The organism is Actinocatenispora thailandica, assembly GCF_016865425.1.
Classification (GTDB): domain Bacteria; phylum Actinomycetota; class Actinomycetes; order Mycobacteriales; family Micromonosporaceae; genus Actinocatenispora; species Actinocatenispora thailandica.
Genome location: NZ_AP023355.1, coordinates 6,563,675 through 6,583,105 on the forward strand (window position 1 = coordinate 6,563,675; position 19,431 = coordinate 6,583,105).

The 19,431-nt window shown below is 74.5% G+C and carries 19 protein-coding genes, 1 tRNA gene and 1 pseudogene; 9 read left to right on the forward strand and 12 right to left on the reverse strand.

Annotated elements, in window-relative coordinates:
- Positions 1–90 precede the first annotated feature (90 nt).
- Genes Athai_RS29535 through Athai_RS29550 form a run of 4 tightly spaced genes read right to left on the reverse strand, consistent with a single transcriptional unit; the run spans position 91 to position 4,578 of the window.
- Positions 91–348, reverse strand: coding sequence for a hypothetical protein (locus Athai_RS29535; RefSeq protein WP_203964510.1), 258 nt, complete (start codon positions 346–348; stop codon positions 91–93).
- On the reverse strand, positions 335–1,348 hold the full coding sequence (locus Athai_RS29540) for a hypothetical protein (RefSeq protein ID WP_203964511.1): 1,014 nt from the start codon (positions 1,346–1,348) through the stop codon (positions 335–337). The genes Athai_RS29535 and Athai_RS29540 overlap by 14 nt, the downstream gene beginning before the upstream one ends.
- Positions 1,345–3,777 carry an MDR family MFS transporter gene (locus Athai_RS34960; RefSeq protein ID WP_203964512.1) on the reverse strand — a complete coding sequence of 811 codons (2,433 nt, stop codon included), beginning with the start codon at positions 3,775–3,777 and terminating at the stop codon, positions 1,345–1,347. Before Athai_RS34960 ends, Athai_RS29540 begins: the two co-directional genes overlap by 4 nt.
- A gap of 33 nt (positions 3,778–3,810) precedes the next feature.
- Positions 3,811–4,578, reverse strand: coding sequence for a MarR family winged helix-turn-helix transcriptional regulator (locus Athai_RS29550; protein ID WP_203964513.1), 768 nt, complete (start codon positions 4,576–4,578; stop codon positions 3,811–3,813).
- A 130-nt stretch (positions 4,579–4,708) separates the two neighbouring features.
- Here Athai_RS29550 and Athai_RS29555 point away from each other — a divergent pair, with 130 nt between their 5' ends.
- Positions 4,709–5,296 carry a TetR/AcrR family transcriptional regulator gene (locus Athai_RS29555; RefSeq protein ID WP_239157246.1) on the forward strand — a complete coding sequence of 196 codons (588 nt, stop codon included), beginning with the start codon at positions 4,709–4,711 and terminating at the stop codon, positions 5,294–5,296.
- A 64-nt stretch (positions 5,297–5,360) separates the two neighbouring features.
- On the opposite strand, the gene Athai_RS29560 is transcribed toward Athai_RS29555, so the two are convergent.
- Positions 5,361–6,455 (reverse strand): globin domain-containing protein, encoded by a 1,095-nt coding sequence (locus Athai_RS29560; protein ID WP_239157247.1) that lies wholly within the window; start codon positions 6,453–6,455, stop codon positions 5,361–5,363.
- 371 nt (positions 6,456–6,826) lie between these two features.
- Between Athai_RS29560 and Athai_RS35415 the strand changes: the two are divergent.
- A pseudogene (locus tag Athai_RS35415) lies at positions 6,827–7,309 on the forward strand (N-acetyltransferase); the annotation flags it as partial.
- Positions 7,310–8,045: 736 nt separating this feature from the next.
- Here the strand turns inward: Athai_RS35415 and Athai_RS29570 are convergent.
- Positions 8,046–8,579 (reverse strand): DinB family protein, encoded by a 534-nt coding sequence (locus Athai_RS29570; RefSeq protein WP_203964516.1) that lies wholly within the window; start codon positions 8,577–8,579, stop codon positions 8,046–8,048.
- 114 nt (positions 8,580–8,693) lie between these two features.
- Between Athai_RS29570 and Athai_RS29575 the strand changes: the two genes are divergently transcribed.
- The gene (locus tag Athai_RS29575) at positions 8,694–9,209 is read left to right on the forward strand and encodes a hypothetical protein (protein ID WP_203964517.1); all 516 of its coding nucleotides are present in this window, start codon (positions 8,694–8,696) and stop codon (positions 9,207–9,209) included.
- Between the two features lie 169 nt (positions 9,210–9,378).
- A complete protein-coding gene (locus Athai_RS29580) occupies positions 9,379–10,131 on the forward strand; it encodes an SDR family NAD(P)-dependent oxidoreductase (protein ID WP_203964518.1) in 753 nt (250 codons plus the stop codon).
- Between the two features lie 288 nt (positions 10,132–10,419).
- On the opposite strand, the gene Athai_RS29585 is transcribed toward Athai_RS29580, so the two are convergent.
- The 4 genes from Athai_RS29585 to Athai_RS29600 form a co-directional block, all read right to left on the reverse strand.
- A tRNA-Ser gene (locus Athai_RS29585) sits at positions 10,420–10,513 on the reverse strand.
- A 163-nt stretch (positions 10,514–10,676) separates the two neighbouring features.
- On the reverse strand, positions 10,677–11,450 hold the full coding sequence (locus Athai_RS29590) for a CPBP family intramembrane glutamic endopeptidase (protein WP_420829853.1): 774 nt from the start codon (positions 11,448–11,450) through the stop codon (positions 10,677–10,679).
- Between the two features lie 110 nt (positions 11,451–11,560).
- Positions 11,561–12,058 (reverse strand): hypothetical protein, encoded by a 498-nt coding sequence (locus Athai_RS29595; protein WP_203964520.1) that lies wholly within the window; start codon positions 12,056–12,058, stop codon positions 11,561–11,563.
- Between the two features lie 138 nt (positions 12,059–12,196).
- On the reverse strand, positions 12,197–12,892 hold the full coding sequence (locus tag Athai_RS29600) for a hypothetical protein (RefSeq protein WP_203964521.1): 696 nt from the start codon (positions 12,890–12,892) through the stop codon (positions 12,197–12,199).
- 225 nt (positions 12,893–13,117) lie between these two features.
- Between Athai_RS29600 and Athai_RS29605 the strand changes: the two genes are divergently transcribed.
- Positions 13,118–13,792 carry a TetR/AcrR family transcriptional regulator gene (locus Athai_RS29605; protein WP_203964522.1) on the forward strand — a complete coding sequence of 225 codons (675 nt, stop codon included), beginning with the start codon at positions 13,118–13,120 and terminating at the stop codon, positions 13,790–13,792.
- A 40-nt stretch (positions 13,793–13,832) separates the two neighbouring features.
- Complete coding sequence (locus tag Athai_RS29610) at positions 13,833–14,978, forward strand: FAD-dependent oxidoreductase (protein WP_203964523.1); 1,146 nt, start codon at positions 13,833–13,835, stop codon at positions 14,976–14,978.
- Positions 14,979–15,092: 114 nt separating this feature from the next.
- On the opposite strand, the gene Athai_RS29615 is transcribed toward Athai_RS29610, so the two are convergent.
- Positions 15,093–16,229 carry a VLRF1 family aeRF1-type release factor gene (locus tag Athai_RS29615; protein ID WP_239157490.1) on the reverse strand — a complete coding sequence of 379 codons (1,137 nt, stop codon included), beginning with the start codon at positions 16,227–16,229 and terminating at the stop codon, positions 15,093–15,095.
- 429 nt (positions 16,230–16,658) lie between these two features.
- Between Athai_RS29615 and Athai_RS29620 the strand changes: the two genes are divergently transcribed.
- From Athai_RS29620 to Athai_RS29630, 3 genes are all read left to right on the forward strand, one after another.
- A complete protein-coding gene (locus Athai_RS29620) occupies positions 16,659–16,910 on the forward strand; it encodes a TM2 domain-containing protein (RefSeq protein ID WP_203964525.1) in 252 nt (83 codons plus the stop codon).
- A gap of 244 nt (positions 16,911–17,154) precedes the next feature.
- Positions 17,155–17,577: a helix-turn-helix domain-containing protein gene (locus Athai_RS29625; RefSeq protein WP_239157248.1), complete on the forward strand. Its 423-nt coding sequence runs from the start codon at positions 17,155–17,157 to the stop codon at positions 17,575–17,577.
- Positions 17,578–17,677: 100 nt separating this feature from the next.
- Complete coding sequence (locus Athai_RS29630) at positions 17,678–18,088, forward strand: VOC family protein (RefSeq protein ID WP_203964526.1); 411 nt, start codon at positions 17,678–17,680, stop codon at positions 18,086–18,088.
- A gap of 31 nt (positions 18,089–18,119) precedes the next feature.
- Here Athai_RS29630 and Athai_RS29635 read toward each other — a convergent pair whose 3' ends face one another.
- Positions 18,120–19,361 (reverse strand): ROK family transcriptional regulator, encoded by a 1,242-nt coding sequence (locus tag Athai_RS29635; RefSeq protein WP_203964527.1) that lies wholly within the window; start codon positions 19,359–19,361, stop codon positions 18,120–18,122.
- Positions 19,362–19,431 lie beyond the last annotated feature (70 nt).

Genomic DNA, 19,431 nt, shown 5'->3' on the forward strand with positions numbered 1-19,431 from the left:
GCCCGCCCCTGAACGGGGCCAGCGGCGTCCAGCCTGGAAGGGAGCCGGCGGCGTCCGGCCTCCCCCACGGAAGCGGACGCCGCCGGAGTCTCAGTCCCGGCGCTCGTGCCGGCCGGGTGGCGCGTTACGCACCACGACCTCGCGCAGCGCGGCGGTCACGTATCCGGTCAGGCTGAGCAGCCCGAGGCCCAGCAGCCCGACGCCGCACCACAGGCTCAGCCTGGTCGCCGCGGTCCAGCGCGCCCCGGTCGGCTGGTAGCGCAGCACGAACGGCGCGGCGACCAGCCAGCCACCGGCCGCCGCCAGCAGCACCAGCGCGGCGACCGCGATGCCGTCACGCGCCCGCACGACGCACCTCGGACCGGCACTGCACGGCCCGGTCGCGGCCGTGCACCGCGTCCGCGACGGTACCTCCGGCATGCTCGTGGCCCGGGTGCAGGAAACCCGACCACGCCGGCCCGGGGTAGCCGTTGACTCCGACGACCGGCCGCCGCGGGAACCGGCCGATCGTCGCGTCCTCGGCACCGGCCGGACCGACAGCGGCGCGACCGGCCTCGATCGGCGTCTTCCCGGCTTCGGCGCTCGGCCCGGCCGCGGCCCGGGTCCGGCCTGTGGCACCGGCCGGGACGGCACGGCCAGGCACCGTACCGCCGACGGTGCCACCGGTCGCGGTGCGGTCGAGGGGCCCGCGGTCGACCGGGTTGCGGTCGGGGGCGGTGAGATCGGCGACCAGGGCCGGCAGTACCGCCGACAGCAGGTCGGCCGGTGACACCGCGCCCGGCTCCGGCATCTCGGCGGGCGGCGGTGCGGCAGCGACGCTCGTCTCCCGTTCGACCGGCCCGCCGACTGCCGGATCCGGTACGCCCGGCGCCGGGTCTGCCGACCCCTCGGCGGACCGGTACCGGCCCGAGCCGGGCGTCTCCGCCGAGCCGTCCCGGATCGGGCCGGACTCCTCCGGCAAGCCGTCCTGGATCGAGCCGGGCTCCTCCGCCGAGCCTTCCCGGATCGAGCCGACCGGCTCGACCAAGCCATCCCGGATCGGGCCGGACTCCTCCGCCGAGCCGTCCCGGATCGAGTCGCGCGCCCCGGGCGAGCCGTGCCGGGTCGGGCCGGCCGCTGCGGCCGTGCCGTACCGGCGGGTGACGCCGAACAGTGCCGCGGTCGCCGCGACGAAGCCGGCCAGCCCGACCAGCGCCACCGCACCGCCGGTGGCCACGGTGACCGTGGTCGGCCTGGTCCAGTCCCGGCCGGCCGGCTGGTTGCCCAGCGCGAACGGAGCGAGCACCAGCCACAGCCCGGCGAGCAGGCCCAGCACGCCGGCTACGGCCGCGACGAAGCGCCGGATCATCGCGCCGCACCGCCGTAGGCCGAGCCGGACCGACCGTCGACGCTCCCCCGCGCGCCGCCGGCCGGCCCGGCCGTACCGTGGCCGCCCGCCGAACCGGCGCGAGGCCCTGCCGCCCCGGTACCAGCCCCAGCGTCGCCGCCCGCCGAACCGGCACCGTGACCGCCAGCCGACCAGGCGCCAGCGACGCCGTCACCGCCCGCCGACCAGGCGCTGGCAACGCCGTCACCGGTCGCCGAACCGGCGGCGGGCACATCGTCGACTGCCGGGTCGGCTGGGCACGTCGCCGGTCGGTGCGCCCGCTGCATCAGGGCCAGCGCCGAGGGCCGGATCACCTGGTCGACAGCGAGCCGGGCCCGCTCCGCCGCGGTACCGGTCGCCGTCGGCAGCAGCTCGGCCAGCGCGGGCACCAGCGGCGAGCCGGCGCTGTCCGGCCGGTCCATCCGTTGCGCCACCATGGCCAGCAGCAGCCCGCTGACCAGCGCGTCGTCCCGGCCGATCCGGTCGAGCTCGACGCGTACCGGCGGAGACGCCGTGCCGCCGGCCGCAACGCCCGGCGACCTGCCGCCCGAGGCCACTTCGCCCGGCCCGGCCCCGGCCGAGAGCGCTTCGCCCCGCCCGGCCCCGGCCGAGGGCGGTTCGCCGGGCGCCGCCCCGAGCACCGCGGTACCGCCACCAGCGGGTCCGGTGCGGTCGTCCGGGCCGGACGCCGGGATCGCGGTGCGGTCGGCCGGGCCGGACGCCGGGGTCGCGGTGCGGTCGTCCGGGCCGGACGCCGGGATCGCGGTGCGGTCGGCCGGGCCGGACGCCGGGGTCGCGCCGGAGGCCGCCGACGACGGCGCGTCCCCGGCGGGTGGGGTCTCGACCGGGTGCCGGGACGAGCGGAGCGGCAACTCCTTGAGGAACAGCACGGCGAGCCAGCCGGCCAGCGCCACCGGTACCGCGGTCAGGAACACGGCGTGCAGCGAACCGGTGAACGCCTCCCGCACCACGTGCCGCACGATCGGTTTGAGGTGCTTGATGGCCTCCGGTGAACCGATGCTGGACGCGTCGAACCCGCCGCCGGCGAGGTTCAGGTGCGCCTTGACCGCCTGGGTGACGATCTCGTCGGCCAAGCGGTTGGTCAGGATCGCACCGAACGCGGCGACCCCGATCGCGCCGCCGAGCGACCGGAAGTACGAGACGCCCGAGGTGGTGGCGGCCATGTCCGCGCGCTGCACCGCGTTCTGCGCGGCCAGGATCAGCGTCTGCATCGTCATGCCGAGCCCGGCGCCGAGCACCGCCACGTACAGCCCGATCGTGCCGTGCGACGAGTCGACGTGCAGCCGGGACAGCAGGAACATGCCGAGCGAGACGACCAGCATGCCGATCACCGGGAAGATCTTCCACCGCCCCGTGCGGGTGATGACCTGCCCGATCCCGATGGAGAACAGGAACATCGCGACCACCATCGGCAGCGTCATCAGGCCGGACGCGGTGGGCGACATGCCCTGCACGATCTGCAGGTACTGCGGCAGGTAGATGATCCCGCCGAACATCGCGACGCCGACCAGCAGCGACGCCGTCGCGGTGAGCACGAACGTACGGTTGCGGAACAGCCGCGGCGGCAGGATCGGGTCGTGCGCCCGCCGTTCGGCGAAGACCGCACCGAGCAGGCACAGCAGCGCCGCGCCGGCCAGCCCGTACGTCCAGGGCGAGTTCCAGTCGAACTCCTGCCCGGCGAACGACAGCATGCCCACCAGCAGCGCCGACCCGGCGGTCAGGAACGTCGCGCCGAGCCAGTCGACCTTCGCGTCACGCGCCACGTGCGGCAGCTTGAGGATCTTCTGGATCATGATGAACGCGACGACGGCGAGCGGGATGGAGATGAAGAAGCAGTACCGCCAGCCGGGGCCGTCGACGAGGAACCCGCCGAGCAGCGGGCCGGCCACGGTGGACACCCCGAACGCCGCACCGAGGTAGCCGGAGTACCGGCCGCGTTCCCGCGGTTCGACGATGTCGCCGAGGATCACCTGGGTCAGCGCGGAGAGCCCGCCGGCGCCGATGCCCTGGAACGCGCGGGCGACGATCATCTCGGTCATGTTCTGCGAGAACCCGGCCGCGGCGCAGGACACCACGAAGATGACCAGGGACAGCTGGAACAGCACCTTGCGGCCGAACAGGTCGGACAGCTTGCCCCACAGCGGGGTGGACGCCGTCATCGTCAGCAGGGTCGCGCTCGCGATCCAGGACAGCCGGTTCTGCGCGTGGAACTCGCCGACGATCGTCGGCAGCGCGGTGCTCACCACCGACGTGGAGATCATCGAGGTGAGCAGCGCCATCAGCAGCGCCGCCAGCACCTCCAGGACCTGCCGGTGGGTGTACCGCGGCCGGACGGCCGGTGCTGCCGGTCCGGCCGGCGCCGCATCGGGCTGCGTCGCCATCGCCGTCATGGTCACCTTCTTCTCGCGTGGTTCGGTATCTGGTCAGGCGGTCAGCTGCGGCCGCACCGCCGCGGCCGGTGCCGGGGCCGCGGCCGGTGCCGGCGCCGGGGCCGCGTCCGGCGCTTCGTCGCCCGGCGTTCCGGCGCCCGGCGTCCCGGAGCCCGGCGTCCCGGAGCCCGGCGCTTCGGCGTCCGACGCTTCGGCGTCCGGTACTTCGGCGTCCGGCGCTTCGGAGCCCGGCGCTTCGGAGCCCGGCGCTTCGGAGCCCGGCGCTTCGGAGCCCGGCGCTTCGGCGCCCGGTACTTCGGGGGCCGGTGCGTCGGCCAGCGGCGTCTCGGCGGTACGGAACGGGCAGGTCGGCTGGTCGGACAGGTCGGCGAGCGCGTCGACCGCGTCCCGCAGCGCGTTGGCGGCATCGATGAGGCGGGCCGCGCGTTCGGCGCCGAGCCGGCGCTCGCAGAGCCCGGCGATGTCCTGTCGGGCGGTGGCGAGGCGGGACATCGCCTCGGCGGTCAGGTAGAGCCGGTGCGCGCGCTGGTCGTCGGGGTCGGGCTCGATCCGCACCCAGCCCTGCTGGACGAGCTGGTCGACCTGCCGGCTCACGGTGGACATCGAGACCCCGCGGCCGCGGGCGAGGTCGCTGGTACGCACCCCGGGCAGCCGTTCCAGCAGCGGGATCAGGTGGTGCGCGGCCATCACGTCGGACATCACGGTCCGGTACACGGCACGCATCAGGGGGCCGAGCCGCCAGGTGGCCTCCCGGATGTCGGACAGCGCGTCAGCGATTCGAGCCTCGGGGGCAGAGGTCACCGAACTCACCTCGGTCGGGGTTCAGGGCCGCGGCGACGGGGATCAGCGCGGGCTCCAGTTGTTTGCGCGATACAAGCAACTCTAGTAAGCACACGTTTACTTCGTCAACCGGGCCCGTACCATGGCAGCCGTGACGACCGGCACAACCGACCGAGACGGGCAGCCGCCCCGCACCCGGGACCGCGAGGCCACCGAGGCGCGCATCCTCGACTGCGCCGCCCGGCTCTTCGCCGAACAGGGGTACCGGACGGTCACGGTGCGGGCCATCGCCACCGGCGCGGGCGTCAACGTCGCGCTGATCAACCGGTACTTCGGGTCCAAGCTCGGCCTGTTCGACGCGGTACTCGGCGCCGGCGCGACGCTGCCGCAGCTCAGCGCGGTACCGCTGGACGAGCTGCCGCGCTACCTCGCCGAGTACGCGATGCGCCGACGGCAACGGTCCGCCGACAGCAGCCGGGCGCTGTCCGCCGCGACCCGGTCGGTCGAGTCACCGGAGATCCGCGAACTGCTCCGGGAGCGGCTGGAGAACCAGCTGATCGGGCCGCTCGCGGCCCGGCTGCCGGCCACCGAGGCGCGCCGCCGCGCCGCGCTGTGCGTCGCGGTACTGATCGGGACCGGGTACGTGCGCGGCCTGCTCGCCGACGACACCCCGCCGGACCCGGCGTTCCTCGACCACCTCACCGACGTCTTCCGTACCTGCCTCCGCCAACTCCCCTGACCCCCACAGCAGCCCGCCCCAGCCCAACAGCGCGACGAGGCGCGGCGCGGCGACGGTGCGACTGTCAGTCGTACGGGTCGTGCTGGATGCGGGCGGCGGGCACGCCGAGGGCGCGCAGGGCGGCGACGGTCGACCGCAGCATCGCCGGCGAGCCGGACAGGACGAAGTCGTGGTCGGCCCAGCTGCCCCGGCGGGCGAGGACGTCGGCGAGCAGCCCGCGTTCGCCGCGGTACCCGGTGTCGTGGCTGACCACCGGCACCAGCCGCAGCCACGGCCGGCACGCCGCGAGCTCGGACAGCGCGGGCAGGTCGTACAGCCCGGCTTCGGTGCGGGCGCCGACGAACAGGTGCACCCAGCGTTCCCAGCCGGCCGGCGCCGCCTCGACCAGCGCGCGCACCGGCGCCACCCCGGTACCGCCGCACAGGCACACCACGTCCCGCCCGGTCGGCAGCGACAGGTCGCCGGCCGGCCGGCCGAGCCGGATCACCTCACCCGGCCGCAGTTTCCACACCAGCGCCGGCGAGACGACACCGGCACCGACCGCCCGGACGTGGAATTCCAGCACGCCGTCGGGGCGCGGCGCGGTCGCCATCGAGTACCGGCGCCACACCCGCGGCTCGTGCCCGGTCTCGACCGGCACGTACTGCCCGGGCCGGTAGCGCACCGGCTCCGCCGGCCGGCAGGTGAACACCGCCACCTCCGCCGATCGTCGGTCGTGCGTGAGCACCTCGGCGAACCGGTACGGCGGGGACGGTTCCGCCGCCGCGCCGGCGTTCATCCGCGCCGCGATCAGGTCGTACCCGGTGCGCCAGGCGCGCTCCGTCGCGTCGTTCCAGTCGGTACCGGAGTGCACCCGGACCGCCTCGATCAGGCACTCCCGGAAGACGTCGTGGTACGCCGGCTCGACGTCGAACCGGCGGTGCGCCCGCCCCAACGCCCGCAGCGGCTCGTCGAACTCGGCCGGCCGGTCCAGCGCCGCGATCGCCTGCCCCACGGCCGCCACGAGCTTGATCCGCTGCGGCCGCAGCTGGATCGGGAACAGGTCGCGCAGCTGCGGCGCCGCCAGGAACAGCCGGGCGTAGAAGTAGGCCGAGACCCGGTCCTGCCGGTCGGCGATCCGCGCCCAGCTGCGCGCCACCGTCTGCGCCACGCCGCTCACCGGCCCGCCTCCCCGGCGGGGGGCGCGACGGGGCACCAGGGCCGGCACCCGTGATCCGCTCGCATCGGCCTTCCTCGTTCGGCGGAAGCCCGATGCGGCGCCGCGCGCGGCAGCCACGATTCGCTCATCGGCCCGGCACCTCGCCCGTACGGCAAGACCGCCGCGCGGGCACCGGCGGCGGTCAGGCGATCCGGACCGGACGGATCGGCGTCGACCCCCGGACCGGCAAACCACGGATCGTCCGCGGCTCACCTCATACCGTAGGCGTGCCGTCACAAGGTCACCACCCCCAGCGGCCCGCAACCCGGCCCTGCCGACGCGCGGCGGGAATTCGGCTGAACCCGGTGCACCGGCCCGGCTAGCCTGCCGCCATGACCGCAGCCGAGGCACTGGTACCGCGCGACTTCGCCATCCCGCAGCCCCCGGCCACCGACCGGTACCGGCTGGAACCGCTCGGCCCGCAGCACAACGAGTCCGACCACGCCGCGTGGACGGCGAGCATCGAACACATCCGCGCCACCCCCGGCTTCGAGGGCAGCTCCTGGCCGCCCGTCGACGGCATGACGCTGCAGGCGAACCTCGCCGACCTGCGGCGGCACGCCGACGACTTCGAGCGGCGGGTCGGTTTCACCTACACGGTCCGGTCGGTACCGGGCGGCGACGTGATCGGCTGCGTCTACATCTACGGTTCCCGTACCGAGCCCGCCCCCGGCGAGCCGCGGGCCGTCGACGTCCGGTCCTGGGTACGGGCCGACCGAGCCGACCTGGACGCCGACCTGTACCGCGTGGTCCGCGACTGGCTCGCCGCCGCCTGGCCGTTCCCCCGCCTCGCCTACGCCCCCGCTGACCGCCCGCGGGAGCCGGCAGGTACCACCAACCGTCACCGAGGTCGAGTCCGTCGTCGACCGCCAACGGCTCGCCGAACAGGTCGACGAGCAGGTCCGGGGCCGGCCGTGCCTGGACGTACACGTAGCCGCCGGCGTCGTCGGGCATACCGAGCCACTGCGGCAGGAACACCACCGGGCGGCCGTGCTGCTGCCCGACCACCGCCGCCCGGCCGGTGGCCGAGAGCCCGTGCAGGTACCACGGAAGGAAGTCGCCGTAGTACTCGGTCGACGCCCCGATGGAGCCGTCCCGGACGTCGGCCGCGACCATCGCGAACGCGTACCGGTGTGCCGCGTAGTAGGAGCGTGGCTCGAACACGGACCAGCTGACCGAGTGGAAGCACGCGGCCACCAGCACCGCGACCGTAACGGGTAGCACCCAGCGCCGCCCGCGGATCCGTCGCAGCAACGCCACCGTGAGACCGCCGGCGAGCAGCCACCCGGCCAGCTGCATCGGGAGGTCGAGGAACACGAACGGGACGGTCGAGACGCGCACGGTCCCGACGCAGGCCAGCACCAACCAGGCCAGCCCGGCACAGACCCACAACGCCACCGGCGAACCGCCGGGTCGACGGGGCTCGGCCGCGGCGAGTTCGCGTTCCCACATCGCTTCATGGTGACCTTCGGCCCGCTCGCCGCGCATCGTCCGACAAGCCACAGGAGCGGCTCTGTTGCGCGGGTCGCGCCTCCCGGTACCGCCGGAGCCCTACCGGGGGGCGTCCTCGCCGACGAGGCCGTCGACGGACTCCCGGATCAGGTCGGCGTGGCCGGTGTGCCGGGCGTACTCCTCGATCAGGTCGACGAGCACCCGGCGCAGGTTGAGCGTCTCCGGACCGTCGGCGAGCGCGAGTTCGCGGTCCAGGTCGGCGTCGGCGAGTACCCGGTCGACGGCGGCCTCCGAGCGCGCCACCGCCGCCAGCCACAGCGTCCGCAGCTCCGCCGGCGAGTCGTCGGCGGCCGAGGTCCAGGGCCAGTCCTCGTCCTGGGCCATCGGCGCCCACACCGCGGGATAGTCGTCGCCCAGCAGCAGGTGGGTGAAGTAGTGGTCCTCCACCAGCGCGAGGTGCTTGACCAGGCCGCCGAGCGTGAGGGTGGACGGCCCGAGGGTGCGCCGCATCCCGTCGGCGTCCAGCCCGCCGGTCTTCCAGGCGAACGTCCGCCGGTTCCGGTACAGCGCGCCGAGCAGCGCCTCGACCTCACCCGGTGCGGCGGAGAACGGCCGCGGTGTCAACTCGTTCATGCCCCGACGCTAGACCGGATTCCGGACGCCCGACTTCCGGATCACCGTCGCAGGCTCGCCGGGTCGCCGGGTCGCCGGGTCGCCCGGCTTGCCCACCGGGGCTACCGTCGCCTCGTGCACACCTTCCTGGTCCTGTTCCCGATCCTGGTGGTGCTGCTGGCGCTGCTGGCGCTGCTGGTATCCGGGCTGGTGGTGTACGGGCGAATGCTGGTGCGCAACCAGCGCAGGGTGCTGGAATCGCTGCGCCGCAACGGTCTCGCGTTCCTGTGCCGTCCGACGATGGGCATGCGGAGCATGGCCGGGTTCATCCTCGGCATCGACCGGAACGCGGTCTCGCTGTGGAAGGTCGGGCTCGGCCAACCGAAGCGGACACAGACCATCCCCAGCCACGGCGCCAGGGTCGTCCCCGCCACCGTGCGGATCAACGTCGCCCGCAGCTCGCCCGGGCTGTCCGTGCTCTCGGCCGGCGGATCGCGGGTCGACGTCGCCGTCTACCCCGACCCGACGATGGGATACTCGGCACCCACCAAGGGCCCCTCCCTGGACCTGGTGGGCCAGCAGATCCAGCAGGCCCTGACGCACCCGGTCGAGCCGGCGAACGGTGGCACGCGCTCGGCCGGGGACGTCTGACCGACGGTTCGCGTCGAGGCGGCGCAGTCTGACCGCGCGCGGCGAGCAGGCCGAACGCCCGGCCTCCGGGTCGGTGACCTCGGCCGGCCGAGTGCCGTGGGCCACGCCGCGATGCGGCGCCGGACGGTAGCGTTGCAGGCCCTCCTGACCACCGCCTGATCGGAGCACGGTGCCCGACTTCACGCTGACCGGCCAGGTCGCGCTGGTCACCGGCGGGACCGCCGGCCTGGGCCGCGCCATCGCCGCCACCCTGTCGGCGGCCGGCGCCCGGGTGGTGATCGCCGGCCGGCGCGCCGACGTCTGCGCCGAGCAGGCCGCCGCGCTCGGCGCCGAGACCGGCCACCCGGTCACCGGCGTCGCCTGCGATGTGTCCGACGAGCGGTCGGTGGCCGAACTGATCGCCGCGGTCGGTGACCGGCTCGACATCCTGGTCACCAGTGCCGGGGTGCAGGCCCGCGGCGAGCTGGCCGAGCTGGACGCGGCGACGCTGCGTCGATGCCTGGACATCAACGTCGTCGGTACCTTCCTCGCCTGCCAGGCGGCGGTGCCGCTGATGCGCGCCCACGGCTACGGCCGCATCGTCACGCTGGCCAGCGCGCTGGGCCTGGTCGGTGCGGCCGGCCGCACCGGGTACGCGGCCAGCAAGGGTGCCGTGGTGCAGCTGACCCGCAGCCTGGCGGTCGAGCTGGCCGGCACCGGGATCTGCGTCAATGCGCTGGCTCCCGGGCCCTGCCGCACGCCGCTCAACGACAACGTCGACGACGACCCCCGCGTGCGCGACTTCCTCGACCATCAAGTGCCAGCCGGCCGCTGGGCGCAGCCGAGCGAGCTGACCGGAGCGGCACTGTTGCTGGCCAGCCCGGCCGCCTCCTACCTGACCGGTGCGGTGCTGCCGGTCGACGGCGGCTGGACAGCGCACTGACCGATCCGGTCCCTTCGACCGAGAGCGTCGTGGGGTGGTCGACGACGACAGCCATGGCTGCCTCGTACCAGCACGTGACCGACACGATCCGGCAGGACGTCGCCGACCGGGTCGGCGGGCTGTTCTGGACCGCGAGGTCCCGGCGGCCGAGGTGGAAGGACGGGGCGCGGCGGGCGTCCGGGCCGGCCGGACGGTCGAATGAGACTGGAACTGGGACTGGACGCTGGCTGAAGTGCGAAACGCCGCCCGGAGCCTTCGTGGCTCGGGGCGGCGTTTTGCCTGTTCAGGTGGCGGAGGCTCGGGGATTTGAACCCCGGATCGGGTTGTAGCCCGAAACCCGCTTAGCAGGCGGGCGCCATAGACCAGACTAGGCGAAGCCTCCCTGGACGGCCGGGTACCGACCGTCGGTGGTCGAGAATACAGGGCGGGGTCAGCGCCGGGCAAAGGGCATCCGGCGCGGCGCGGTTCGCCGCGGCGCTCACCGCCAGGAGACGCGGCTGTGACCCGCGGGTCACCGCCAGGAGACGCGGCTGTGACCCCGCGGGTCACAACCAGGAGACGTGGTCGTGCAGCAGGGCGTACCCGACGAAAGCGCCGATGTCGAGCAGGCTGTGCGCGACCACGAGCGGGGCGACCCGGCGTACCCGGAGGAAGAACAGGGCGAACAGGACGCCCATGATCGCGTTGCCGACGAAACCGCCGAACCCCTGGTAGAGGTGGTACGAGCCGCGGAGCAGCGCGCTGGTGAGCACCACGGCCGGCAACCGCCAGCCGAGTTCGCGCAGCCGGGTGACCAGGTAGCCGAGGACCACGACCTCTTCGAGCACCGCGTTCTGGATCGCGGACAGGATCAGTACCGGGATCGCCCACCACACCGACGGCAGCGCGGACGGTACGACGTTGGCGGCGAGGCCGAGGGCGCGGGCGGCGAAGTACAGGCCGAGGCCGGGGATGCCGATCGCGAGCGCGACGCCGGCACCGGAGGTCAGGTCGAACGCCGGGCGGCGCAGGTCGAGGCCGATGGTGCGGCTGGCGGGCCGCCCGGAGCGGCCGAGCAGGTGCATCGCGAGCAGCGCCGGGACCACCGCGAACGCGATGCCGAGCAGCTGGTACGTCAGGTCCAGCCACGGCCGACCCGGCGCCTGGGAGGCGTTGAGGGTGGCGCTCTGGTCGGCCAGCGCCTTGCTCGCGGTGAGCTTGCCGATCAGGTTGACCAGCGCGTACACCCCGGACTGGCCGAGCGACACGGCGAGCACCAGCAGCACCTCGGCGCGCAGCGTGCGCCGGTCCGGTCCGGCGTCGACCGGGTCGGCGGTCACCGGCAGCTTCGTCACGGACCCAGCATGACAGCACATCCCGGCACCCGGCCGGCCGGCTGGAGCGCCCGCGGCACCCTCGTCGCGGCACCCGGCCCGACCGCCGCGCCCGGCTACCCCATGGTGATGGTTCGTCCGCAGGTGATGGTGCCGTTGACCGTGATCGGGTCGGACTGGGTGCTGACGGAGCCGAGTTCGGTTCCGGACAGCGTCATGGTCCACACGCCGTTGCGCCGGGCGGAGGTGATCCCGGCAGCGCCGGCCTTGACGTAGCTTCCGGCGGCGACGTGCAGGGTGGCGGTGCTGTTCTCGCCGAGGTCGGCGGCGGTGAAACTGGGCGGGGTGGGCGTGGTCTCGTCGTCGGTGTCCGGTGCGTTCAACCCGACGATCTTGCCCTTCTCGACCGCGCAGCTGACGCTCCGGATCCGGACGACCCCGCCCGGGTAACGGATCTCGGTCTTACCCCGGAACGCGCCGGACCGGCCGGTCTCGGGTGTCGCTGCCGCGGACTGCTTCGGCCGGCCGGAGTTCGGGTTCGATCCGCAGGCGGCAAGCGACGACAGCACGACGACACCAACGAGCGGCCCGGCGCCGTGGCGGAGACTGATCATGGTTCGGCAGCCTAGCGATCCGCCGCCACCGGCCCGCCCCACCGGATCGGCCGCCGACGACCGCGCGGTTGCACGCACCGGGCCGAGGCCGTGCGCCGGTCGACGGCGTCCGGGTCGGGACGCCGGGGCCGCGACCGGTCAACAGCGTCCGGGCCGGGACGCCGGGACGGCGAAGGGCGCGGTACCGAGCGGGGTCGGCGCCAGGTGGGTCCCGGTGTGACACCAGCGCAGCAGGGTGGCCTGCGCGCAGTGCGCGGTGCCGAGATCGAGGTCGCGGCGGGCGGCGACCCAGTCGACCAGTGCCGAGGGGTCGGCGATCGGGCCGGTGAAGTGGACGATCGTGGCGTACCAGATGTCCCGGGTGACGTCGGCTTCGAACCAGCCGTCCGGCCCGAGTGCGTCGCCGAGCGCGACCGCGAACTCGTCGGCCGCGGCGTCGACCGGGAAGGCGCAGGCCATGACCCCGGACGGGGTGAGCGTCAGGCCGCGGAACGCCAGCCGCGCCGGTCGGCAGCCGGCGGCGGCGGCCCGCATCGCGGCGCGGTAGCGGGCGACGCCCGGGTCGTCGTCGGGGAGGTGCGAGCGATGGGCTTCCAGCGCTCGCACGGTGACGTGCAGGGATCGCCGTGCCCCGGTCGGCCAGTGGGTGCCGGCGACGCTCAGCGCCGCCGCGGTCGTCGCGTCCAGCCGCTCGGCGCAGTCGCTGTCCGGCAGCAGGACGACCGAGATGCCCCAGCGGCCGCCGTCGACGGGCGGGGTGTCGCGGTAGTGGCTGCCGGCCAGCACCGCCTCCCGGCCACGGTCGAACAGCCGGTCGAAGGAGTCTGCGTACATGCGGCGCACTCTAGGGGTTTGCCTCGAATGCACCGGCCGCGTGAACCGGGTCCCGTTCGTCAGCTCGCAGGCGGAGGTCGGTTCGCGTGCCGGGCTTGCACACGGGCCGACCGGCCGACGAGGCGGCGGTCGGGGGCACCGGGCGGGGTTGTCTTCGGGACTCGTGAGGACGAACACGTTCGTTGCGAACTTGTTCGTGACGAACGTGTTCGTTATCGTGGAGGCATGACGGACGAGGGAACGCGGAGCCGGCGGGAGCGCCCGGCCAAGCCGGCACTGACCCGCGGCGGCATCGTGGCGACGGCGGTGCGGCTGATGCGGGCGGAGGGGCTGGCCCGGGTGACGATGCGGCGGCTGGCGCAGGAGCTCGACACCGGCCCCGCCTCGCTCTACGTGTACCTGCGGAACACCGCCGAGCTGCACGCCGCGGTGCTGGACGAGCTGCTCGGCGAGCTGGCGCCGACGCGCGCCGGCGGGTGGGACGAGCGGCTGGTCGGGCTGCTCACCGACTACACGGCGCTGCTGTTCGCGCAGCCGAGCCTGGCGCGTGCGGCGCTGTCCGCGCGGCCGAGCGGGCCGCACTACCTGCGGCTGGTCGACACGGTGCTCGCGCTGCTGGTCGAGGGCGGGGTGCCGGGCCCGCAGGCGGCCTGGGGGGTCGACGTGCTGCTGCAGTTCGGCACCGCGACGGCGGCCGAGCAGAGCGACCGGGACATCTCGGACGAGGCGGACCGGGAGTGGGACGCCCTGACCGCGGCGCTGCACGGCGCGTCCGCCGAGGAGTACCCGCAGCTCGCCGCCTGGGGGCCGGCGCTGCTGGCGGGTACCCCGGAGGGCCGGCTGCGGTGGGGCTTCCGGGTGCTGATCCACGGCATCGCAGACATCCCGCTGCCGGAGTGAGCGGGCGCACGGATCGAACCGACAACGGGGAGGGGTCGTCATGACCACGACAGACATCGGCGGTGGAAGCCGCGAGATCGCGATCGTCGGCGGCGGGCTGGGCGGGCTGACGCTCGCCCGGGTGCTGGCGGTGCACGGCATCGCCGCCACGGTGTACGACCAGGAGCCCGGTCCGGGTGCCCGGTCGCAGGGCGGCATGCTCGACATTCACGAGGAGTCCGGGCAGCGCGCGCTGCGGGCGGCCGGGTTGCTCGACGAGTTCCACCGGATCGTGCTGCCGGGCGGGGACGCGACGATCGTCCGCGACCGGAACGGCACCGTGCTGCACGCCGACGGCGGCGGCAACGGGCGGCCCGAGGTGGACCGCGGGCAGCTGCGCACCCTGCTGCTCGACTCGCTGCCGGCGGGCTCGGTCCGGTGGGGCGCGAAGGCGCAGGCCGTGCAGGCGAGGCCGGACGGCCGGCACGAGGTGGTGTTCGCGGACGGGTCGTCGGCGGTCGCCGACCTGGTGGTGGGCGCCGACGGCGCGTGGTCGCGGGTGCGGCCGCTGCTGTCCGCCGCGACGCCCGGCTACCTCGGTGTCACGTTCGTCGAGATCGACCTGCTCGACGCGGACGCGCGCCATCCGGCCGCGGCCGACGTGGTCGGCGCCGGTTCGCTGTTCGCGCTGGGCGACGGGCGCGGGCTGCTCGCGCACCGGGAGACCGACGGCAGCCTGCACGTGTACGCGGCGCTGCCGGTGCCGGAGGGCTGGGCCGCCGGCGTCGACTTCACCGACCGGACCGCGGTGCGGGACGCGGTGCTGGCGCACTTCACCGGCTGGTCCGACCGGTTGCGCGCGCTGGTCGTGGAGGCGGACGGCCCGCTGGTGCCGCGCCCGCTGTACGGGCTGCCTGCCGGGCACCGCTGGCCCCGGGTGCCGGGGGTGACGCTGCTGGGCGATGCCGCGCACCTGATGTCCCCGTTCGCCGGGGAGGGCGCGAACAACGCGATGTTCGACGGCGCCGAGCTGGGTGCGGCGCTCGCCGCGCACCGGGGCGACGTCGAGGCGGCGCTGGGTGGGTACGAGGCGGCCATGTTCCCGCGGTCCGCCGAGGCTGCCGCCGGTTCGGCTGAGGGCATGGCGATGTGCCTGGCGCCGGACGCACCCGCCGGGCTGGTCGCGATGTTCAGCCAGGCCGCCTGACCGGCAACCCCGCCTTCCCGCCTGCGCCGATCGCGGCGGCTCGGGCCGGAGCGTCGCCCCGGACGGGGCCGTCCCGGCGTGCCCTGCCGGGTGGCGGGCCGTTGCGGCCCCGGGTCACCAGCGCAGCAGGGCGGCGATGCCGTCGCTGTCGGCGAGGTCGTCGACGGCGGCGCTGTCGAGCAGCGTGACGGCGCCGCCGCGGGACAGCGCCAGCTCGACCATCCCCTCGGCCAGCTCGCTGGCGGTGCCTTCGCCGGCGAGCAGTACCGCGGTGGGCGGGGCGCCGGCGTCGACGGCGTCTTCGGGGCTCCAGCCGCCGGCGGCGTCCAGCAGCAGCCGTTCGACCCGGCCGGCCTGCAGCATGGAGATCGTGTCGGCGAGTCCGAGCACCCCGTTGCCGCCGGCGCGGGCCAGGTCGGCCACCCGTTGTACCGCAGCGGATTCCCGCCGGGTGCGCGCCTCGGCCAGGGTGGGCGTCACGAAGTCGAGCACCCCGGTCGGCGTCAGGTCGGGGTCGAGGACGGCGTCGAGTTCGGTCCGGTCCGGCTCCGGCGGCAGCGCCTCGGCGAGGATCCGGGTCAGCCGCGGGTCGCCAGCCAGTACCAGCGTGTGCCAGCCACGCTGCCGGACGTGCTCGGTGACGGTGCCGGCGGCCTGCCGCAGGTGCTTGGTGAGGTGCTCCTCGACCCGCTGCGGGAACCGGTCGGGGTGGATCCCGGCGCGCGACAGGGTCGGTACGTCGGCGCGTTGCTCGCCGGACGACGGGGTGCCGGGCAGATTGAACGAGACCGAGGTCAGTTCCTCGGCGAGCCCGTACCGGCAGTCGAACAGCCGGACGCCGTCCCGCCCGACCCGGGCCACGCCGGCCGGTGGGGCGGGTTCGATCGCCGCCAGCAGCGGCCACAGGTACGCGTTCGCCTCCACCACGGCGACCTCACCGACCGGCCGCTGGATCCACGCGGTGTGCACCGCGTCGCCGCCGATCTGCGCGAACATCATCCGGCCGAGTCCGGGTTCGGTCGGGTCGAGCAGGTCGGCGATGGGCTGTTCCAGTTCGGTCAGCCGGGCCTCGGCGCGGGCGGCCCAGTCCCGGTCGGCGTGTTCGGCGAGGTCCCGGCGCAGCGCGGTGAGGGTGCTGCGCATCCGGGTCTGTCCCAGCGCCGAGCCGGGTTCGACCGTGGCGTACAGCGAGATCACCCCGACCTCGTCGGCGAACTCCGCCAGTCGGGCCAGCTCGGTCGCCTCGAACATGTCCACGTCGCCTCCCCGTGGGCGCCGGCCTCGCCGGCGCCGGCTGCCCGCTCGGTGGGAACCGCGCGACCCTCCCCGCGCCGTACCGCACCCTCCAGCATCGGGGCGGCACCCGGCCGGCACCGGGAAACGGCCGAAAACGCCGGATGTCGGGTACCGGCCGCTTGGCTTCGACCCGGGGTGAAGTGGTCTGCTGGCACACCGGAGCGGGGGATGTGGTGCGGGTCGGCGGAACCGTGACGATGGCCGACCTCGCCACACTGTCGGCCGGACGGCCCGGGTGACCGTTTCGGGCAGTCTGCGACCGGCATTCCGCACCATCACTCAGTGGTGTCGTTCGCTGAACGTCGAGTGTGTTGAGTTTGTGTGTACCCTGTGTCGTCCCCCGGCGCGGTGTCGGGGGATCTGGCCCCTTGAAGGGATACATCGATGGATCAGGCAACGCAGACGCCGGAGGCGAACTCCGGCGCGGCCGCCACACCGGCGGCGGGCGTCAAGTCGGTCGGCGTCGCGTACTTGCTGTGGTTCTTCTTCGGCTTCCTCGGCGTGCACCAGTTCTACCTGGGCAGGACCGGGCGGGGCGTCAGCTACATCTTCACCCTCGGCTGGCTCGGCATCGGCCTGCTGATCGACCTGTTCACGCTGCCCGGCCAGGTCCGCAAGGCCAACGGCGAGCAGTAGGCACCTCGCGGTGGCGCGTGATCCTGGGGCAGCGCGCCACCCACCCCGCCGGTACCGGTGGATCCGTTGCCGTTGCGGGGAACTGGGCGACATGGCCCGGGTGCACACCGGTTCTTCGGCGCCGCCGTACCGGCCCGTTCCAGGTTCCCGGTCGGGCGCCCCCGCTGCGCGGGACCGCGGTCGATCCTCCGCCCGCCCACGGGCTCCTCGTACCGGTTGGCGGGCCTGGTGGTGTGATGGGGCGGTGAGCCGCGAGAGCGAACGGCGCAACCGGTCGATGCTGCGGGCCCGGGACGCGATGGACGCGCACTACGCGCAGCCGCTGGACATCCCGACGCTGGCCCGGATCGCGCACGTCTCGGCGCCGCACTTCATCCGGACGTTCCGGGCGGTGTTCGGCGAGACGCCGCACCGGTACCTGCAGCGGCGCCGGGTCGAGCGGGCGATGTTCCTGCTCCGCGAGTCCGACCGGAGCATCACCGATGTCTGTTTCGAGGTCGGCTTCGCCAGCCTCGGTACGTTCAGCCGGACCTTCCGGGAGATCACCGGTGAGCCGCCCTCCGCGTACCGCCGGCGGTCGGCACCGATCGACGTGCCGAACTGTTTCGCCGCGGCGTGGTTGCGGCCGAGTCGTTTTGGAGAAGTACCCGGCCCGGATCGTCGGTAGCGTCGGCTGCGTTCGCACCGCACCACTCGCGGCGTTCGCACCGCACCGTTCACGGCGGCCACGGCGCGCCGTTCGGTGCCACCACAACGGGAGGAATCCGATGCTCAACGCGCTGACGATCTCGGAGATCTACGTCCTGGACCAGGACGAGGCGCTCGACTTCTACGTGGGCAAGCTCGGTCTGGAGGTGAGCACCGACGCCGATCTCGGGTTCATGCGCTGGCTGACGGTCAACGTGCCGGGGCAGCCCGGTCGGGAGCTGCTGCTGGTGAAGCCCGGCCCGCCGGCGCACGACGAGGCGACCGCGGCGCAGCTGCGGGAGCTGGTGACCAAGGGCGCCATGGGCGTCACGATCTTCACCACCGAGGACGTCCGGAAGACGCACGCGACGCTGCGGAAGCGCGGTGTGGAGCTGACCGAGGAGCCGGTCGAGCGCGACTACGGTACCGACTTCGGGCTGCGGGACCCGTTCGGCAACCCGCTGCGCATCGGCCAGATCCCGGGCCGCTGACCGCGGGGCTCGGGGCGGCACGCCGGCAGGCTCAGGGCGCCACCGGTACGCCGAAGGCGGCCGGGTCGGTGAAGACGTCGTCCAGGACGGTTTCGGCGGCGCCGCGGGCGGCGGCGGTGAAGCCGAGGTGGGACAGCCGCACGTCGCAGCCGCCGGCGTGGGGCGCCAGTACCCGGCCGGCGACCTCGGCGCGGACCCGGGACAGCAGCGGCTCGCCGAGGTGGCTGAAGTAGCCGCCGAGCACGATCACCGCCGGGTCCAGCACGTTGACCAGCAGGCCGAGGCCGAGGCCGAGGTCGGCGGCGATCCGGTCGATGGCCCGGACGGTACGGGCGTCACCGGCGGCGGCCCGCCCGGTCAGCAGCGCGAGCCGTTCTTCCAGGTCGCGGCGCTGGTCGCGGACCGGGTCGGTGTCGTCGGCCGCGTACGACAGGAACCGGCCGAGGCCGACCATGGTCTCGAAGCAGCCGCGCTGGCCGCAGGGGCAGGTGTCGCCGTGCGGGTCGAGCGGCATGTGGCCGAGCTCGCCGGCGGCGTTGGCGGCGCCGAGGACCAGCGTGTCGTCGACGACGATGCCGCCGGCGACGCCGACCTCGCCGGTCAGGTAGAGCAGGCTCGGTAGGTGCGCGACGCGGTGTTCGGCGACCGCGCCGAGCCGGGCGTCGTTGTCGACGCGGACCAGCGGGGCGTGCGGGCCGAGCCGCCGGGTGAGTTCGGCGGCGACCGGTACGCCGGTCCAGCCGAGGTTGGTGGCCAGCGTGACGACGCCGGTGTCGCGGTCGACGTGGCCGGGGGTCGCGACGGTGACGCCGGTGACGGCGGTACCGGTGGCGCGCAGCGCGGTGATCGCGGCGCCGACGAGGTGGCCGGCCAGGTCGAGGGTGGCGCGGTGGTCGCGCCGGTCGTGGTCGACCGGCGCCCGGTCGTCGAGCAGCACGTCGCCGGGCAGGTCGAGGGCGATGACCCGGATGTAGTTGACGCTGATCTCGACGCCGATCCCGCAGCGCGCGCCGCCGCGGAGGGCGACGGCCTGGTGCGGCCGGCCGATGCCGCCGGCCCGGCGGCGCTCGTCGTCGGTGACCAGGCCGAGTTCGACGAGTTCGGCGACGAGCTTGGACACGCTGGAGTTGGGCAGGCCGAGGTCGCGGGAGATCTCGGTCCGGGACCGGGCGCCGCGGCGCAGGTGGCGCAGCACCACGCTGACGTTGTTGCGCCGGATCGCGCCGCGGGCGGCGGCGTCGCCGCTGCCCGTACCGCTGCCTGCCGTGAGCACGGCACCTCCAGGGTGTGTCGTTGGCGTCCTTTGCTCTGCGCACCTGAGCGCACCACCGGTGGTGCATGCA

Bases quoted from the DNA above. Each gene is read 5' to 3' on its own strand.
- Athai_RS29540 (WP_203964511.1), bottom strand. From the start codon at position 1,348: ATGATCCGGCGCTTCGTCGCGGCCGTAGCCGGCGTGCTGGGCCTGCTC.
- Athai_RS34960 (WP_203964512.1), bottom strand. From the start codon at position 3,777: ATGACGGCGATGGCGACGCAGCCCGATGCGGCGCCGGCCGGACCGGCA.
- Athai_RS29570 (WP_203964516.1), bottom strand. From the start codon at position 8,579: ATGAACGAGTTGACACCGCGGCCGTTCTCCGCCGCACCGGGTGAGGTC.
- Athai_RS29595 (WP_203964520.1), bottom strand. From the start codon at position 12,058: ATGATCAGTCTCCGCCACGGCGCCGGGCCGCTCGTTGGTGTCGTCGTG.
- Athai_RS29600 (WP_203964521.1), bottom strand. From the start codon at position 12,892: ATGTACGCAGACTCCTTCGACCGGCTGTTCGACCGTGGCCGGGAGGCG.
- Athai_RS29605 (WP_203964522.1), top strand. From the start codon at position 13,118: ATGACGGACGAGGGAACGCGGAGCCGGCGGGAGCGCCCGGCCAAGCCG.
- Athai_RS29610 (WP_203964523.1), top strand. From the start codon at position 13,833: ATGACCACGACAGACATCGGCGGTGGAAGCCGCGAGATCGCGATCGTC.
- Athai_RS29615 (WP_239157490.1), bottom strand. From the start codon at position 16,229: ATGTTCGAGGCGACCGAGCTGGCCCGACTGGCGGAGTTCGCCGACGAG.
- Athai_RS29620 (WP_203964525.1), top strand. From the start codon at position 16,659: ATGGATCAGGCAACGCAGACGCCGGAGGCGAACTCCGGCGCGGCCGCC.
- Athai_RS29630 (WP_203964526.1), top strand. From the start codon at position 17,678: ATGCTCAACGCGCTGACGATCTCGGAGATCTACGTCCTGGACCAGGAC.